This window comes from Virgibacillus litoralis (assembly GCF_017873675.1).
Taxonomy (GTDB): domain Bacteria; phylum Bacillota; class Bacilli; order Bacillales; family Amphibacillaceae; genus Lentibacillus; species Lentibacillus litoralis.
Genome location: NZ_JAGGKK010000024.1, coordinates 40,838 through 58,981, shown reverse-complemented (window position 1 = coordinate 58,981; position 18,144 = coordinate 40,838). Strand labels below are relative to the sequence as shown.

General features: G+C 33.9%; 11 protein-coding genes. 8 read left to right on the top strand and 3 right to left on the bottom strand.

Features of this window, described 5'->3' with window-relative positions; translation table 11 throughout:
* Both J2Z82_RS17275 and J2Z82_RS17270 read left to right on the top strand, forming a co-directional pair.
* Positions 1-3,021: N-acetylglucosaminidase (locus tag J2Z82_RS17275; protein ID WP_209482059.1), on the top strand; the 3,021-nt coding region annotated here is incomplete at its 5' end.
* A 150-nt stretch (positions 3,022-3,171) separates the two neighbouring features.
* The gene (locus J2Z82_RS17270; protein WP_209482058.1) at positions 3,172-5,847 is read left to right on the top strand and encodes a GW dipeptide domain-containing protein; all 2,676 of its coding nucleotides are present in this window, start codon (positions 3,172-3,174) and stop codon (positions 5,845-5,847) included.
* A gap of 133 nt (positions 5,848-5,980) precedes the next feature.
* On the opposite strand, the gene J2Z82_RS17265 is transcribed toward J2Z82_RS17270, so the two are convergent.
* Positions 5,981-7,531, bottom strand: a complete 1,551-nt coding sequence (locus J2Z82_RS17265; RefSeq protein ID WP_209482057.1) for a glycosyltransferase — start codon at positions 7,529-7,531, stop codon at positions 5,981-5,983.
* Between the two features lie 163 nt (positions 7,532-7,694).
* Between J2Z82_RS17265 and J2Z82_RS19645 the strand changes: the two genes are divergently transcribed.
* The 5 genes from J2Z82_RS19645 to J2Z82_RS17240 all read left to right on the top strand — a co-directional run bounded on the left by J2Z82_RS19645 (position 7,695) and on the right by J2Z82_RS17240 (position 14,722).
* On the top strand, positions 7,695-9,809 hold the full coding sequence (locus J2Z82_RS19645) for a CDP-glycerol glycerophosphotransferase family protein (protein ID WP_209482056.1): 2,115 nt from the start codon (positions 7,695-7,697) through the stop codon (positions 9,807-9,809).
* A gap of 103 nt (positions 9,810-9,912) precedes the next feature.
* Positions 9,913-10,734 (top strand): ABC transporter permease, encoded by an 822-nt coding sequence (locus J2Z82_RS17255; protein ID WP_209482055.1) that lies wholly within the window; start codon positions 9,913-9,915, stop codon positions 10,732-10,734.
* Positions 10,735-10,749: 15 nt separating this feature from the next.
* Positions 10,750-12,075, top strand: coding sequence for a teichoic acids export ABC transporter ATP-binding subunit TagH (tagH, locus tag J2Z82_RS19725; RefSeq protein WP_209482054.1), 1,326 nt, complete (start codon positions 10,750-10,752; stop codon positions 12,073-12,075).
* Positions 12,076-12,267: 192 nt separating this feature from the next.
* Complete coding sequence (locus J2Z82_RS17245; RefSeq protein WP_245251773.1) at positions 12,268-13,485, top strand: outer membrane protein assembly factor BamB family protein; 1,218 nt, start codon at positions 12,268-12,270, stop codon at positions 13,483-13,485.
* 274 nt (positions 13,486-13,759) lie between these two features.
* Positions 13,760-14,722: a hypothetical protein gene (locus J2Z82_RS17240; RefSeq protein WP_209482053.1), complete on the top strand. Its 963-nt coding sequence runs from the start codon at positions 13,760-13,762 to the stop codon at positions 14,720-14,722.
* A gap of 193 nt (positions 14,723-14,915) precedes the next feature.
* On the opposite strand, the gene J2Z82_RS17235 is transcribed toward J2Z82_RS17240, so the two are convergent.
* Complete coding sequence (locus tag J2Z82_RS17235) at positions 14,916-15,632, bottom strand: glycerophosphodiester phosphodiesterase (protein ID WP_209482052.1); 717 nt, start codon at positions 15,630-15,632, stop codon at positions 14,916-14,918.
* A gap of 211 nt (positions 15,633-15,843) precedes the next feature.
* Between J2Z82_RS17235 and J2Z82_RS17230 the strand changes: the two genes are divergently transcribed.
* Entirely contained in the window at positions 15,844-16,899 is a 1,056-nt protein-coding gene (locus J2Z82_RS17230; RefSeq protein WP_209482051.1) for a glycosyltransferase family 4 protein, read from the top strand.
* Positions 16,900-16,941: 42 nt separating this feature from the next.
* On the opposite strand, the gene J2Z82_RS17225 is transcribed toward J2Z82_RS17230, so the two are convergent.
* Positions 16,942-17,982 (bottom strand): LCP family protein, encoded by a 1,041-nt coding sequence (locus J2Z82_RS17225; RefSeq protein WP_209482050.1) that lies wholly within the window; start codon positions 17,980-17,982, stop codon positions 16,942-16,944.
* Between the last annotated feature and the right edge of the window lie 162 nt (positions 17,983-18,144).

The window sequence follows — 18,144 nt, the reverse complement described above, 5'->3', positions numbered from 1 at the left end:
GAAGAGAGCACAACAGAAGATGGCTCTGAAGAGAGCACAACAGAAGACGGATCTGAAGAGAGCACAACAGAAGATGGCTCTGAAGAGAGCACAACAGAAGATGGCTCTGAAGAGAGCACAACAGAAGACGGATCTGAAGAGAGCACAACAGAAGATGGCTCTGAAGAGAGCACAACGGAAGACCAAGCTACAGACAGTACAAGTGAAGATGGTACAGAAGAAAAAGAAGAGCTAAAAACAGCTACATTTGAATCAAAGTCTGTTACACTCAAAAGTTTAGATGTTAAAGAAAAAAGTACAAGCAAGCTTGGCCATATTCATAGTGGCGCAACTATCTATGAAACAATAGGCGATGACAATTCATCATTTAGCTCTGCAAACTATCTTAATGCAGTCTATTACATTAAGAAACAAGCAAAAGCAAATAAGCAAACTTACTACTTAATTAGTGAACAGCCAAGCAGCACAAAAGGAGTGATTGGCTGGGTAAAAGCAAGTGATATGTCTACTCACTCTCATGTTGGCGTGGATTGGAAATCCAAATCATTTATTATTAAAGGAAGCGGAAATGCTTATAGTAAAGCATGGGGCGGTTCAAAAGATTTGGTATACGACCTTTCTGATTATAAGAACAAAGAATTCAAGGTTCACTTAACAGAAAAAGTAGGCGGCAATATTTGGTATCGCGGTAATCTGAATGGAAAGACAGTATGGGTGCATTCAAGTTATGTTTTAAAAGTTGAAAAAAGTCATACAAGCAAACTTGGACACATTCATAGTGGAACAACAATTTATAAAAGTATTATGGATGGTTCAACATCATTTAGCTCTGAAAAGTATTTGAATGCAGTTTATTACATTAAACAGCAAGCTAAGGTAGGTGGACAAACCTACTATTTAATTAGTAAACAGCCAAGCAGGACAAGTGGAGTAGTTGGCTGGATAAAGGCTAGTAATATGTCTACAAATCCACATGTTGGAGTTGATAGAAAATCCAAGACTTTCTTTATAAAAGGTTCCGGGAGTGCTTTCAGTAAAGCATGGGGCGGTTCCAAAGACTTGGTATATGATCTTTCCAAATATAGAAACAATGCATTTAAAGTTCATCTAACTGAAAAAGTAGGTGGGAATATATGGTATCGCGGTAATTTGGACGGCAAAGTCGTTTGGGTGCACTCATCTTACGTGACATCACAGGTAGATAATTCACATAATGATTCGAGTAGCACTAGTAGACTCGGCCATCTTAGTTACGATGCCAACATATATCCCGATTTAGACAATCTGTCATCTTATGTAGAAGCAGCTGGTACATTTAATAATGCAGTCTATTACATTAAAAAACAGGCTGAAGAAAATGGAGATAAATTTTACTTAATAAGTACGCAACCAAGCAGTAATAGAGGAGTAATAGGCTGGGTCAAGTCAACTGACATGTCTTCACACTCTCATATTGGTATAGATAGTAGAACTAAAACTTATTATGTAAAAGGAAGCGGAAGTGCGTATAGTAAAGCCTGGGGAGGATCCAAGGATTTAGTATATAAAAATCTTTCCGAACATAAATACCAGGTTTTTAAAGTTAATTTAACAGAAAAAGTAGGCGGAAACACATGGTATCGCGGAACCCTGGATGGAAAAACTGCTTGGCTTCATTCATCATATGTTACAACCAAGGAAGTGAGCAGCACAAGCAAACTAGGCCATCTTAGATATGATGCAAACATATATCCAGGTTTGCATAATCAATCAAACGTAAAGAAAGCAAAAAATGGATACATCAATTCTGTCTACTATATTAAGGAACAAACTGTAATTAATGGACAAACGTATTACCTTATAAGCAATAAACCAAGCAGTACAAAAGGATTGGTTGGTTGGGTTAACTCTCAAGATATTAGTACAAATCCCCATACATGGCTTGATAGCTATACCAAAACTTATTATATTAAGGGTTCTGGAAATGCTTATAGTAAAGCATGGGGAGGATCTAAGGATTTAGTATATGATGACCTATCCAATTTTGCTGGAGAAAGTTTTAGAGTTAATCTAACAGAAGACGTTGGGGGGAATACATGGTATCGGGGCGTTCTGAACGGTAAAAATGCTTGGATTCATGGATCCTTTATTACTAAAAGTAATGGTTTAACTTTAAATCAAGCTGTAGATATCCAATTAAAAGGTAATCCACAAACAGATAAAGATTATGCTTATGTATCTAAGGATTATATAAAAGACAGCAAAGTAACAGCAAGTTCTCTTAATGTTAGAACTGGTCCAGCTACTTACTACGGTAAGGTTGGAAGCTTAGCTAATGGTACTACTGTTAACATTATTGATCAGTTTAATGGATGGTATGTTATAGAACATTATGATAATCAACAGTGGGTTAGTGCTAGACCAGCAGATGTAAAATATAATCTGAACCCAGATAACTTTTTAGATAAGGAAGTAGAAAAATTTCAGTTCCTTGATCTGTCTAGGTCTAGCGGTGCATCAAAATCTGTATTGAATAACTTTCTAGAAGGAAAAGGAACCTTAGCAGGTGAAGGTCAAGCGTTTATAGATGCAGGCAATATTTATGGAATTAATGACGCTTACTTAGTATCACATGCTATTCTAGAAACAGGGCATGGTGACTCAACATTGGCACAAGGCGTTGAGTATAAGGGTGAAACTGTTTACAACGTTTATGGGGTTCATGCGTTTGACAGTTGCCCAATAACATGTGGTGCTAAAAAAGCCTATGATGAAGGTTGGGATACACCTGCCAAAGCAATTATTGGTGGTGCCAAATTTATAGGAAACAACTATATAAAAGGATCGAATAGTTATAACACAGTACAAAACACACTATATAAAATGCGGTGGAATCCTGAATATATGGCTACTGAAGGATCATACGGACACCAGTATGCAACAGATATAGGTTGGGCATCAAAACAGGTATATACAATGTATGATCTTTACCAAGACTTAGGTTCATATACGTTACAACTTGATATTCCGGTTTATAAATAGAAATCTTTAACACACTATCCGCACCACAGCGGGTAGTGTGTATTTCTTTAAAATAATACATATCTTTCTCTTTAAACCTATTATGAATCTACCGATATTAGAATGGATAATAGAATAATAGTAATTAAGATTTATATACAGGAGGGTACTATGAAAAAAACAGTCATCTTAGTTGTTGCCTTATTATTAATTTCTTTTATGTTCCCATTACATCTATTAGCACAGGGAAATACAGATGATAAAAGTGATGCAGAAGTACAAGACGGGACGAACGTATACGGTGAAGACATTAGTGAACTAAGTGAAGAAGAACTTAAATACATACCAAAAGGCTGGAGAGATGGAGAATTTAAAAGCGATCATGATACAGGTGAAACGCCAGAAGAAAAACCTTTCTCTATAATGTCCGGATATCCAGATGTGAATGACTATATCAGGAATATGTCTGTAGACAGGATAGATTATGATCATAATAGTGACTTTACAAAATTTAATTATCGTAACGGATATGGTGCGGTAGAGGGAGTTGTATCCCACGAAACTGCTAATGAGGGCTCTAATATAAAAGAGGAAATTAACTATATGGGTCGGAATCATGAAAATGCATTTGTTCATGCATTTGTTGATGATACGAATATAATTGAAATCCATCCCACTAATTTAGCAGCGTGGGGAGCAGGACGGTATGCGAATGAGCGCTTTGTACATGTAGAGTTAGTCCAGGTTAACTCATTTGATAAATTTGCAAAGTCTATCAATAATTACTCAGATTATATAGCAACCATTCTATATAACTATAATTTAGGCGTTACAAACGCTGAAAAAGACGGAATTGGAACTTTATGGTCTCATGATGCTGTTAGGGAGCATCTGGGGGGCACTACCCATGTGGATCCGCATGGTTATTTTGATAAATGGGGCTATAAATGGAATGATTACGTTAAGTTAGTTAAGAAAAAATATAAAGAGAAAGTCAGAGAACGAGGCCCAAATACTAGTAAACTTGGTCATGTTAATTCTAATAATGCCCGTATCTATAGTGACCCTACGAATCTTGACAACTATAGGGAAGTCGGATCCAATAACACAAATGAAGTATTTTATATTAAAGCTGAAGCAAAATTAAACGGAACAAGCTACTATTTAATTAATAGAGAACCAAGCAGCAATAACGCCATAGGATGGATTAATGCTAAGAATATGAGTGTACACACTCATAGTGGAATAGATAGTCAGAGTAAATCATTTAAAGTCCATGGTAATGGAAAAGCATTTAATAAAGCATGGGGTGGATCTAAAAACTTAGTATATGATTTATCATCTCATTCTGGTAAAACTTTTAATGTGAATCTTACAGAATCGGTGGGAAGCAATAAATGGTATAGGGGAACTTTAGCGGGAAAACAAGTATGGATCCATGCTAGCTACTTAGTAAAAGAAAATGGAACAAGCAAACTTGGTCATCTTAGCAACTCTAATGTAAAGATATACGAGGGCTTAGTTGATGATGCTTCATCCAAAAAAGTTGGAACAGAACTTACAAATGCAGTTTATTACATTAAAAAAGAAGCAAGAGTAAGTTGGAAAACTTACTATCTAATTAGCACAAAACCAAGCAAAAAAAATGGAATTATGGGCTGGGTTAGTGCAGATGATATGTCTACTCACTCTCACGTTGGTGTCGACAGTGAATCCAAGACCTTTATCATAAAAGGAAGCGGAAAGGCGTATAGCAAAGCCTGGGGTGGTTCTAAAGATTTAGTATACAATCTATCAGATTACAGGAATAAAAAATTTAATGTTCATTTAACAGAAAAAGTTGGAAGCAACATTTGGTACCGTGGGAATTTGGATGGAAGGACTGTATGGATGCACTCCAGTTATGTTACCAAGATTAAGAAAAGCAATACAAGTAAACTTGGACACATCCATAGTGGTACAACAATATATAAAGACATCACTGATGAAACATCTTCTTTCAGTTCGGATAAATATTTGAATGCAGTCTATTACATTAAGCAACAGGCAGAAATAAATGGACAAAACTACTATTTAATCAGCAAAAAGCCAAGCAAAACCAGTGGAGTTGTAGGGTGGATAAATTCTAAAGATATGACTACTTATTCTCATATTGGTGTTGATAGAGAAAACAAAACGGTTTATATCAAAGGAAGCGGAAATGCTTACAGTAAAGCCTGGGGCGGTTCTAAGGATCTAGTGTATGATTTATCAGATTATAAGAATCGGAAATTTAAAGTTCATTTAACAGAAAAAGTAGGTAGTAATACTTGGTATCGCGGTATTTTGGATGGAAAAGTTGTTTGGATGCATTCATCATATGTGACATCGCACGTAGATAATTCACATAGTAATACTAGTAATACAAGTAAACTTGGTCATCTTAGATATGATGCCAGCATGTATCCAGATTTAGATAATTTATCATCAAATCTACCGGTTGCCGGCAATTTTACAAATGCAGTTTATTACATTAAAAAACAAGCATCCGTTAATGGACAAACTTTTTATCTAATAAGTACGCAACCAAGTCGTACAAATGGTTTATTAGGCTGGGTTAAAGCATCTGATATGTCTACTCACTCTCATGTGGGTGTTGACTGGAAGTCCAAGACCTTTATTATCAAAGGAAGCGGCAATGCATTTGGCAAAGCCTGGGGTGGTTCTAAGGATCTGGTGTATGATTTATCTAATTACAAGAATCAGAAGTTTAATGTACATTTAACAGAAAAAGTAGGAAGCAATACATGGTACCGTGGTAACCTGGATGGCAAAACGGTATGGATGCATAGCTCATTCTTAAAATGAAAAAACCATTTAAAAAGTTCTACTCATAATTTGAGTAGAACTTTTTTAGCAATTTAGAAAGTATAAATACTGCATAAGAGCAGCTAAGGTACTCGTCATTAAGGCTTGGCGTTTGCCGGTTTTCTAAAAATTTTTATGAACGAAATTTTGTTGTAATAGCTGCGTCTATTACATCGAGCCATTTTTGTTTATAAATATTTTTGTTAAAGTGTTTATCAATATAATTTCTTGATTTTTCTCCCATTTCTCTTGATTTATCAGGGTTCTTAAACATATAAATCATCTTATTTGCAAGTTCTTCAATATTTTCATTTTCAATAATATATCCATTCTCATTATCTACTATCATATCAGTAGGACCGTATTTTATTTCATAGCTTATCACAGGTGCTTTATTATACATACTTTCTAATACAGAAAGAGCAAACCCTTCTTTTTTTGATGTCATAACTGAGAATAGCGCTTTTTGATAAATTTCATCAGGATTATGAGTATAGCCTTTTAGGTAAACATTCTCTTTTAAGTTTAATTCTTTTATTAATTTTTTAAGGCTTGACTCTTGATTCCCAGTACCCCAAATTTCCAATCGCGCATCTGGTATTTCATCCACTACATATTTAAATGCATTTATTGTATGGTCAAGGCGTTTTAAAGAAGATAGTCTGCTTATTACTACACCTAGTTTATTATCTTCATTATTTGACTTAATAGTTTTAGTAGATTCCTCGTGATAATGAGGAATTACCATTAAATTTGACTTCTCACCTAGTCGCTTAGTCACATCATTCTTTTGTTCTTCTGTTAAGAAAACTGCTGCATCAAAAGTTTCTAAATTATCAAGTGCGGGCTTAACTGCAGGAGTTATGTTAGCGTCTACAGTAAATGGTGAATCCAGATGACTACTGTGTAACCTCCACACTTTTGCAGCTTTAGGATGGTCCAATTTGATTAAAACTTCATCAGTACTTCTAGTATCAGAGATAACAACGGATCTTTCTCCACCCAACTTATTAATAGTTTTGGTTAACCAGTCAAGTTTATGTGTAACGTTATCATTAGCATACGTGTGCGTAATTGATGAATTTTTGTTAAAAATGTTAACCCTTTGAATAATTTCAGATTCTGGATCATTCCATTGTGAGAAATATGCTCTTCCTTCGTTATCATAATAAATTAATTGATTTGGTTTATTAAGAAGTAAATTCATGAATGCTACCTTTTTCAAGTTACCCCAAGGATCATAGACTTCTCTTTTTGTGCGATAACGATTTTCATCAAAGTAATCTATAAAATCCAATGAATTGTCTTCGTTCAAAGAGATATATTTAACATATAACCCATTATTATAAACTCTGTAGGCATTGCGTTTGTGTCTTTTATCAATAGACATTCCGTTTGATAACTCAGTTAATGAGGCTTTCTTTGACGGAATAGTAAGTGTTAAAGGCTCGTCATAACCTTCGAGTTCTTCATACATGTTTAGGATTGTCACGTTTTTATGTACCTTATTCATTTCAAGCAATTTATCTCGAATTATTGGGTATTTTGGATTAAAATTAAAAGTCAGCATATAGGTCTCATAACCCATTTCGGCAAAGAAAGATGCCTGTTTTAATGAAGCTCGTGTTAGTCCTCCTCGAAGTATGTCGATTGAATTAATTAAAAAGAACATTGTTGGTTTCATAAAAATTATTCCTTTCTTTATTTCTAAAGTGTATTTAGTATAACAGAATAATATCAAGGAGTTACATAAAAGATTATATTAATAAAAAGTTTGAAAATCAATAAGCACAACTATATAATATTGTTTATAATTGATTTATACATGAGAGGGGTTTATTCACAACATGTCAACGCCTAATAATAACCAAGTATTGGATATAACTCTAAATGATAATAAATACGAAATCAAAGTATCTCTGAAAGAAAACATTTTGCAGGATTATGACGAATACTATTTTTCTTTGGAAGAACGTGAAACCGAAAAAATTATATATATCAGTTCTTCTATTATAGACAAAATAGATGAATATATAATCTTCAAACTATCTATTCCCTTCCATGAGAACTCGGAAACTTTTTTGGAAAGTGATATATGGGATTTATATTTGAATCAAAGAAAAGGGGAAGACTTGAAGAAAAACAAGGTGAAAAGTAATTATGATAATATTCGTTTTTTGACAATTCTTTTTCCGGATTTAAATAGGATGTTTTATCCATATACTAGTAACAAAGGTAAAATATCTTTTAGATTGAATGAATATTTTTTATACTCAAAGATAGATACGGTGAGTCTGGAAAAAAATGAGTTTTCTTTTTCTGGTTATTTCAATTTCCCTCCGTTATATAAGTCGAATGAGTACGAGCTTAGTGATTTAAAGTTAATTGTTATCTATAATGATGAGAATGAATATGAAGTACCTGTTGAGAGGTTTAGCAGAAAAGATATTTATGATAAATATGACGGGAACGAGGAGTTGTTGGGATGTGGGATTAAAGGCCAGTTCAACTTCTCGAATTACTTTAATATGGAGAAGACTGTCTTTTTGAAATTCTATCTGCAAATGACTTATAAACACCATGGAGAGTTTGAAACAATAAGAAGCACACGAATTCGTCTCGATCATAATAGCAAAGAATTCCCGATCAAAAGAATAATTCCCCACGATAACAAGAAAATGAAAGTAATAGTTAAGCCGACAAAAGAATCTTCATACTTATCGTTCCAAATAGCAAGGTACAACTTTAAGAGTGAAGTGGTCAAAAATACAAAATCCGTTTGGTTAAAAATACGAAGAGGTGAAAAGTTAAAATACCTGTATAAATATGCCTTTTATATGTTAGGTAAACTTCCTGCGAGAAAAAAATCAGTAATGTTTGAAAGTTTTCTAGGGAAACAGTACAGCGATAGCCCAAGAGCAATTTATGAATATATGTTAAAAGAATATCCAGAATATAATATGTATTGGAGTGTTGATCGAAGACATCTTAAATATTTTGAGGATAAAAATGTGAATTATGTAAGAAGGTTTTCAATAAAATGGCTTTTAGTAATGCCAAGAGCTGGCTATTGGGTATCTAACAGCCGATTACCTTTATGGATTCCAAAACCTAACCATACAACGTATTTGCAAACATGGCATGGAACACCACTGAAAAGATTGGCAACAGACATGGATGAGGTGCATATGCCAGGTACAAACACAACTAAATATAAAACTAACTTCTTAAAAGCAACGAATAAATGGGACTATTTAGTTTCACCAAATGCTTATTCTACAGAAATTTTTAGAAGAGCTTTTCAATTTAATAAGACAATGATTGAATCTGGATATCCTAGAAATGACTTTTTAATTAATTCTAATAATGAGGAAACCATACAACAGATAAAAAAGAATTCTAACTTGCCAACGGATAAAAAAGTCATCTTATATGCGCCGACTTGGCGGGATAATCAATTTTATGGACGAGGAAAATATAAATTCAATTTAGAAATGGATTTAGACAAGTTAAGGGACGAACTGGGCGAGGACTATATTATATTACTGAGACTACATTATCTTGTAGCTGAAAATCTGGATCTAACCGAATATGAAGGTTTCGTTTACGATTTTTCTTCACATGAAGATATTAGAGAGTTATATTTAATATCTGATATGCTAATTACAGATTATTCTTCGGTATTCTTTGATTATGCTAATTTAAAGCGACCGATGATGTTTTTCGTATATGATATTGATGACTACCGGGATAATTTACGAGGTTTTTACTTTGACTTTGAAAAGAAAGCTCCAGGTCCATTAGTAAAAACAACAGAAGGGTTACTGTCTGAGATCAAGCAAATTGAACAAAATGGTTTTATCCCTTCAGAAACAACCGAGGCATTTTACAATAAGTTTTGTTATTTAGAAGATGGTAATGCCAGTAAACGTGTGGTAAATGAGGTGTTTGATAGTAATTAGGCTTATTCGAAAGGATAGGCTTAATTACTATTGTTATTTTAGAACGATGCTTGTATAATTTAGTAGCGTTAAAATTCATGTTAAGAATTGAAAGGGTATACGTATGAAATCTGTTATTACAGTTATAAAAGAACAAATAGAGTATTTTTATTTAATAAGAAGACTTTCTCTTTATGAATTAAAGAGTCAAAATCGCAATAATTATTTGGGGATGGCATGGGAAATTATAAGCCCTGCTATCCAAATTTTAATATATTGGTTTGTTTTTAGTACGCTGAGAACTCGGGGTGCAGTTGAAGTTGGTGAGGAAAATGTGCCGTTTTTTGCCTGGCTGTTAGCAGCTTTTTTCTTATGGATTTTCTTTTACCAGTCTACGATTCAAGGATCTAAATCTATTTATACAAGGTTACGAATGTTATCAAAAATGAATTTTCCTATGAGCATCATCCCTAACTTTGTGATATTTTCAAGATTTTATGTCCATTTGGTTATGCTAGGAATAACGATTGCTATTCTCCAATTCTTTGGCTACTTTGTTAACATTTACTATCTGCAACTTCTATATTTTATTTTTGCATCATTCTGCTTGTTTTTTGCTATATCTCTTATAACTTCAACTTTATCTACTATTATTAGAGATGTGCACGTGTTCTTAAATTCAACTTTACGGATGATGTTATATTTATCTGGGGTGTTATGGCCATTAACTCTGTTAAGTGACTTTGAGACTCTAATGAATTTAATGCAGTTAAATCCACTGCATTACCTAATAGAGGGATATCGTTATGCTTTATTTGGGGTAGATTGGTACTTTATCACGTATTGGAAATATACGCTGTTTTTCTGGGGATTAGTAATTGTATTATTCCTGTTTGGTGCAAAGATTCATGTTAAATTCAGGAAACATTTTATTGATTATTTATAAAGGGCTTGTGATGATATGGAAAAAGCAATAATTGTCAAAGGTGTAACAAAAAAATACAAATTATATAATGGCATGAAAGAACGAATTCTAGATCTTGTAACCCCTAGGGGCTATGGGAAAGATTTTTATGCCTTACAGGATGTTAACTTTGAAGCTGAAAAAGGTGATGCTGTAGGGTTTATAGGGATAAATGGTTCAGGGAAATCGACTTTATCAAATATTGTAGCGGGGATAGTTCCAGAAACAGCTGGAACTATTGATGTAAATGGCCAAGTAGCATTGATTGCTGTTGCTGCAGGGCTAAAAAATGATCTGACGGGCAGAGATAATATTAAGCTAAAGTGTTTAATGTTAGGTTTTAATAAAGAGGAAATAAAAAAACTGGAACCTGAAATTATTGAGTTTTCAGAACTGGATAACTTTATTGACCAGCCAGTTAAATCCTATTCTAGCGGTATGAAATCAAGGCTTGGGTTTGCAATATCTGTCAACATTGACCCAGATGTTTTAATCATTGATGAAGCACTTTCGGTTGGTGATAAAGCCTTCGCCGAAAAAAGTCTTAATAAAATGAAGGAATTTAAAGAAAAAGGCAAGACGATGATTTTTGTTAGCCACTCTATTGGGCAAATGAAGCAATTCTGTGATAAGATTCTCTGGCTTGAATATGGAAAGGTTAAGGACTTTGGAAGTGTCGAGGATATCATTCCCAAGTATGAAGACTTTTTATCTCAGTGGAAAAAAATGTCCAAAAAAGAAAGACAAAAATATAAAAATAATGTTTTAAAGAATAATTCGTCAAATAATAATTTATTTGGGGAATGGGAGCAAAGTGTAGCTAATTCGAAAATTAAGAATGACACAAACTATATAGAAGAGCCAATAAGCCGTCTGGGGCATATTAGAGGCGGAGAATCCTATATTTATAAAAGTCCCTACAGCCTTAATGAGCCTCAACCGACAGAAGCTTTCAAAGACAGTGCCTATTATATTAAAAAACAAGCAATATATCGTGAAGAGTATTTTTATTTATTGAGTAATCAGCCAAGTGCGGAATCAGGTGTTATTGGTTGGATGAAAGAATCTGATGTTTCCAGTCGTCTTGATGTAGTTATTGATAATGACGTTAAAACTTTTTATATAAGAGGTGAGGGAGCAGGATATGACCGACCTTGGGGAGGAAAAAAGAACCAGGTTGTTCATGACCTAAAATTAGCAAAAAATAGTAAGTTTAAGGTAGATAAAACAGAAAAAATAGGAAGAAATTTATGGTATCGTGGAATATTAAATGATCAAGAAATATGGATTCATCATAATCATCTGAAAGAATTAGACGAGTAGTATACTACCCGTTTAACTAATCTTTAAGGAAGGGGTAATATTATCAAGTATATAAACGTTTTCCTAGTTTTTATTTTAGCCATAAGCGTTTCACCTTCTCTTGTAGCAGCAGAAGGCTTTGGCCCAGAAGAATGGAATCAATATCGTTTAAACAGTGAAAAAAATGCAGTGTTTGACAACGGATCTGATTCATTGCAATACCAAACATATCAAACAGCGGAACAAATAAGAGCTACTCCTGTTGTTGCTGGAGATAAAATGTTTGTAGGTAACCATAATTCAGGAGATTTATTCGCATTTGATGTTAAAACTGGGGAAAAGCTATGGCAAAATAAAGCCCCAAATTGGGTTCATTCGGAAATGATTTACCATGATGGAAAAGTTTTCGTTGGATTCGGAAATCGTTTCTTTCAAGGTGATGGAATTCGTGGAACCGAAGAAAGCGGCGTTCTAGCCTTGGATGCTGAATCTGGCGATATTCTTTGGAAGTATAATACTAAAGGTGAAGTAATGCCGACGCCTGCCTTTTATGAAGGGTCTGTTTATGTTGCAACTGGGGACAAACATTTATATAAATTAGATCCTGCATCAGGCGATCTTTTGGAGAAAATAGAAATTGGATCAACTGTTAGTATGTCATCCCCTAATATAACGAATGATACTTTATACGTTGGCGGAAGTGGACCATTACCTTTTACATTTTCTGCTTATGATTTAACGAACGAGGAATTTAAATGGCAGACAGAATTTCCTGAAGTATTTGCTGGGTTAGATGATGTACCTCCGGCGGTTTCTGACAACATAGTTGTAACTACTGCTCTAACAGGAAATAGTGATAACCCAGAACATTGGCTATATGCATTGGATGCTGAAACAGGGGATATAATATGGCAGAAAACCTTAGGCACTGGAGAATTTGTTAAAAATAATAAATCTGGAGCACCGATTATTTATGAAGGCAAAATCTTTGTCGGCAGTCCTATTACAAAAACTTTTTATGCATACGATTTAAAGTCAGGTGAAAAGCTTTGGGAGTATGAAAATGAAGTTATGAAAGCTCCACCAGTTGCTAAGGATGGCGTAGTCTATTTTTCGAATACAAAAGGCATGGTTTATGCACTTGATTCTGAGAATGGAAATGTTGTTGGTCAGAAAGAATTAAACGGAACGCTTGCACCATCAGGACCTATTATAATCAATGATACACTTTTTGTTGGAAGTCAGGATTCAAATGTATATGCAGTACCCTTAACAGAAATTACTGATAATGCGCAGAGTGGCCAAGATACAAAATTGGAATCTGAAGGTGATACTGAAGATAATAACATCACATATTATGCGGTGGCTGGCTTCTTAGTGTTAGTGCTGATAGGATTGTTATTTTTCATTAAAAAACGAAGAACAAAATAAAGTTATATGGGAATAGGCTATTCTATATTAGTTGTAGAATAGCCTTAATTCTTCGTAGATAGTTAAAAAAGAAAGTATAAATTCTTTCTTACAGCATATTTACCAACTAAGACTTTGCTATAAGCCGAATTTATTAATCCTATATTTTTGTTTGTTTTTTTGCTACAATATGTACTAGATTTTATTTAATTATAGAGAGAATAGGTTCTCTACTATTGGCAAAGCTGAATCCTAATATTTCTAAATATAATAACAATTATAAGGGTGAATACGATTGAAAAAAACGATATACTTACATGTTGGCTTTCATAAAACAGCTACAACTTTTTTGCAATGGAATGTATTCCCAAGATTAAAAGATCTTAAACTAATCCGTAAAACACATGCGAAAGATCTCTTTACAGAAGTAAGGTTAAAAAAATTAAGTGATGATGATGTTCTAAGACTTAGAAAAAGTTTTGATAAAAAAGGGTCTGAAGAGGTTCCTACATTAATTTCATATGAAGGATTAACAGGGAGCCCTTTTTCTCAAAAGAAATCTAAAAGTGCTTTCAGTATACTTAAAGACCTTCGGAGGATATTTCCAGAGGATCTCTATGATGTACACTTAATAGTCGGTATTAGAAAACAAGTAGATATAATGACCTCGCTATATATTGAATTTCTCCATCAAGGAGCAAATAAGAAAGAAAAAGAGTATATTAACGATTTGGAGAAGCATGGTGTATTTGAACATTATCTATATAATAACTATTTAGATAGTGTCGAGCGAGTGTTTGGTGAAAATTATTTTGTATTTATTTATGAAAATTTCAAAAAGGAAAAAAATGAATACCTATTACAATTATTAAACTATATGGGTGTAGAAAAGGTACCTAAATACAGTAACGAACAATTGAACAGGAGTTACGGTGTATTTCAAGCAAAAATGGCCAGGAGACTTAATTCACTGTTTAAAACGAAGAAAAATCCAAACGGTAAAATACCTGAAGTAAAGATTAAACTAAAAAGAAAATACAGTAAGAAATTAGTGAAAAAATTAATGGGTAAGAAAAAAAATTCAATCACTTTATCTCCAAAGACTTTCTTGCAAAATAAGCTGAGTTTTAAAATACATTATAAACGATATCAATTAAGTGAGGAATTGCAGGACAAGATTAATAACTATTACAGGGAAGATAATAAAAAGTTAGCTCAGAGGGAAGGTATTGAACTCCCTGATTATTATTCAAAGTGAACCTCAGAAGTAAAAGGTAAAGTTTGAAGTTGAACTTGCTTTTTGGCAGTTGAGAAAGTATTTATACTTTCTCAACTGCAGAAGTGCAACTTAGGTATTTACTAATAAGGATTGCAGCCCAAGGCATAAGGGGGTTTTATAAAAGGCAAAATATGCATTCATAAGATTCCTTTTAATATTGATAAAATTTTAGTTAACTTTTAAATATTTCCGGGTTGTTGGAAAACACACCGTCCACTCCATATTCTAATAGTTCTTTATATCTTTCTTGGTCACTAACTGTGAACGGATAGATATCATATCCATTTCGTTTACAGGATTGAACAAACGTTTGATCAACATATATCTGGTTCGGATGGATACTTTGAATATTCAATCCGCTAGCGCTAGCATAATCCCATGGATTTAGAATGCGATAATAGAACAGCATCCCAAGTGGGATAGTTGAGTTGATTTCCTGTACTTTTTTTAATGCTACATGATCGAAAGAGGAAATAACAAGATTGTTTAGACGGTCATGTTCATGAAGCGTCTTAAGCAGAATCTGTTCAATACCATCATAGATTACCGGTATATTTTTTATTTCGATATTCAGCAGTAAATCTGCCGGGCAGATATGTAGAACTTGATCAAGCGTAGGAAGGGTAACGCCTTTAAATTCTTCACTAAAGGTTTCTCCAACATCAATTTGCTGTATTTCTTCCAACGTGTAATCTTTTATTAGTCCTTCCGCATCTTTATTAAATCGAGAAAGTTTGTGATCATGACATACGATTAGGTGATTATCTTTTGACAGCTGTACATCAAGCTCAAGTGCCTTAGCACCATGCCAAATAGCTTTCTTAAAAGCAGGTAACGTATTCTCCGGTGCTTCAGTCAACGAGCCGCGATGGGCGAAGTTTAGTGTCATGTTGTACACACTCCTTACAGTTTTCTAAGTAAATCATAACATAATACAGGGATGCATTATTTTTTTCATGAACGGGTAAATTACAAGAAGGATTATTTTAGTATCTATGGTAGCAAGCTCTATCAAAAAAGTATATAATATATATTTGAGTATGAAACATTTTAACACATGAGACGTCTATTAGTAAGATATAACAATTGAGGTGGGCTAAATGATAAAGATTGTACTCTTAGCCTTTTTATTGATGCTTGTTTCCTTAATCATCACGCCGATGTTTATAAAATTTGCATTAAAAATGAATGCTACAGATAAACCAAATCACAGAAAAATACATGCTGCTCCGATACCTACATTAGGTGGTTTAGCTATTTTCATTAGTTTTATAATTGGGCTACTTATACTTCAGCCAGCAAGTGAGTATCACATCCCCATAATTAGTGGTGCTCTTATAATAATTTTGCTTGGCTTCTTTGATGATGTTTATAATTTGTCGCCACGAATTAAATTTATAGTTCAACTAGCTGTGGGATCATTAGTTGTCTTTTGGGGAGGACTGCAAGTTGAATTTATTAACCTGCCGTTTGGTGGACAGATTGAGTTTGGTTTTTTGAGTTCAATTGTAACACTTCTGTGGATTGTAGGAATTACGAATGCGATTAACTTAATTGATGGTTTGGATGGATTAGCTGCAGGTGTATCAGCTATTGCGCTTTTTACGATAGCTGGAATGGCCGTTATTATGGGAAACGTTTATGTGGCTACAATGGCTCTTATTTTATTTTTCAGTACAGTAGGGTTTTTACGTTATAATTTTTATCCGGCAAAAATATTTATGGGTGATACAGGTGCACTTTTCCTAGGGTACATGATTTCAGTGTTAGCCTTATTAGGGTTCAAAAATGTAACTATTATTTCATTTATTATACCTATTTTTATTTTAGGTGTACCAATCTCAGACACGTTAATTGCGATTGTGCGAAGGCATATTAATAAACAACCATTATCTAGCCCGGATAGCTCGCATTTGCACCATAGGTTAGTGAAGTCTGGATTCACCCATAAACAAACAGTGTTATTCATTTATGCGCTTAGTACTATGTTCAGTTTATCGGCGATACTATTTTCAATGACAACAGTATGGGGATCCATTTTAATCTTTTCTATTTCATTATTAGCAATTCAAATTTTAATTGAAAATCTTGAAATGATTAATAGTGAATTTAAACCATTAACGAATTTCATAAAAGGTATCAAGCATAGATCATAAAAAAAAGAAAGCTGCTAGCCTAATTGGCTAGCAGCTTTCTGCTTAATATGAACTGGAAGAGTCTCCAGCTGCTGTAGAAGTCTCATCTGAGTCAGAAGCGGTTGTAGAGTTATCAATTTCAAGATGCTGTTTAAACATTTCTTTTGTTTCAGTTAATGCAACATCATCCAATTGCCAGTAGTACGTATCACCTGGTTGATAGTCACGACCTTCAAGGGTATAGGTTTCAAAGTCAAGGTTTCCTCCGCCTGTCCCGTATGAAATAAAGCTTTTCATTTCACTGAATGTCATATTTGTCGCCATATTTTTACCGACAGCCTCAATTATATTGTCATATTTTAAGATAGAATCAATTGAAACAGCTTTTTTAATCACGGATTTAATAATCTCCTGTTGTCGTTTACCACGTTCAATATCGCTATCATATTTTCTGGTTCGAGCAAGTGCAAGTGCTTCTTCCCCATTTAGATCCTGTTCTCCAGGTAACAAATGGACCGCCCCAGCTACGTCCTTTGAATTTTGCTCATATAGTTCATAAGGAACATCAACTGTAATTCCATTTACTGCATCCACAACATCGATGAAAGCTTCGAAATTAAGTTTTACGTAATAATCGACTGGAATATCCATTAGGTTTTCTACTGTTTTAACTGTTGCATCCATACCACCGTAAGCATGAGCATGGTTAATTTTTGTTTCATAGCCGACTTCTGGAATATAAACGTATGAATCCCTCGGGATACTGAGCATTTTCACACTTTTATCTTCCTTGTTCAAAGTTGCCAGCATTAGTGTGTCCGTTCTGGAACTGTTCGAATTACTGCGGACATCACTAGCATCAACACCAGCAATCAGAATAGAAACATTGTCCTCACTAGGATCAACTTCCTTTTCGCGCAGGTCTGATTTTTCTTTGCCATCCTCCTGGTAGGAATCTGATAATACAGTATCGGCTTTCACGTACAAATACGCTCCATATGACAGGCCGATAAATGCTATGATAACTGGTATTAGTATAAAATAGGCTCGTTTTCGAAGTTTACGTTTCTTATTTCTCCTTATAAGTCTTGATTTTTCAGACATAAAAAAATTCCCCTTTTGTACGTAATTTATATATAGTATATGTTTATTAGGAAAATAAAACATTTAATGATATCATAATCCAAAAGTCTTTAAAAACTTTACACTCACTTAACGAAAAACTATTCTTTATTTTACTATGAATAGGCTTTTTAGTAAATTCTT

Bases quoted from the DNA above. Each gene is read 5' to 3' on its own strand.
- J2Z82_RS17270 (WP_209482058.1), top strand. From the start codon at position 3,172: ATGAAAAAAACAGTCATCTTAGTTGTTGCCTTATTATTAATTTCTTTT.
- J2Z82_RS17265 (WP_209482057.1), bottom strand. From the start codon at position 7,531: ATGAAACCAACAATGTTCTTTTTAATTAATTCAATCGACATACTTCGA.
- J2Z82_RS19645 (WP_209482056.1), top strand. From the start codon at position 7,695: ATGTCAACGCCTAATAATAACCAAGTATTGGATATAACTCTAAATGAT.
- J2Z82_RS17255 (WP_209482055.1), top strand. From the start codon at position 9,913: ATGAAATCTGTTATTACAGTTATAAAAGAACAAATAGAGTATTTTTAT.
- tagH (WP_209482054.1), top strand. From the start codon at position 10,750: ATGGAAAAAGCAATAATTGTCAAAGGTGTAACAAAAAAATACAAATTA.
- J2Z82_RS17235 (WP_209482052.1), bottom strand. From the start codon at position 15,632: ATGACACTAAACTTCGCCCATCGCGGCTCGTTGACTGAAGCACCGGAG.
- J2Z82_RS17230 (WP_209482051.1), top strand. From the start codon at position 15,844: ATGATAAAGATTGTACTCTTAGCCTTTTTATTGATGCTTGTTTCCTTA.
- J2Z82_RS17225 (WP_209482050.1), bottom strand. From the start codon at position 17,982: ATGTCTGAAAAATCAAGACTTATAAGGAGAAATAAGAAACGTAAACTT.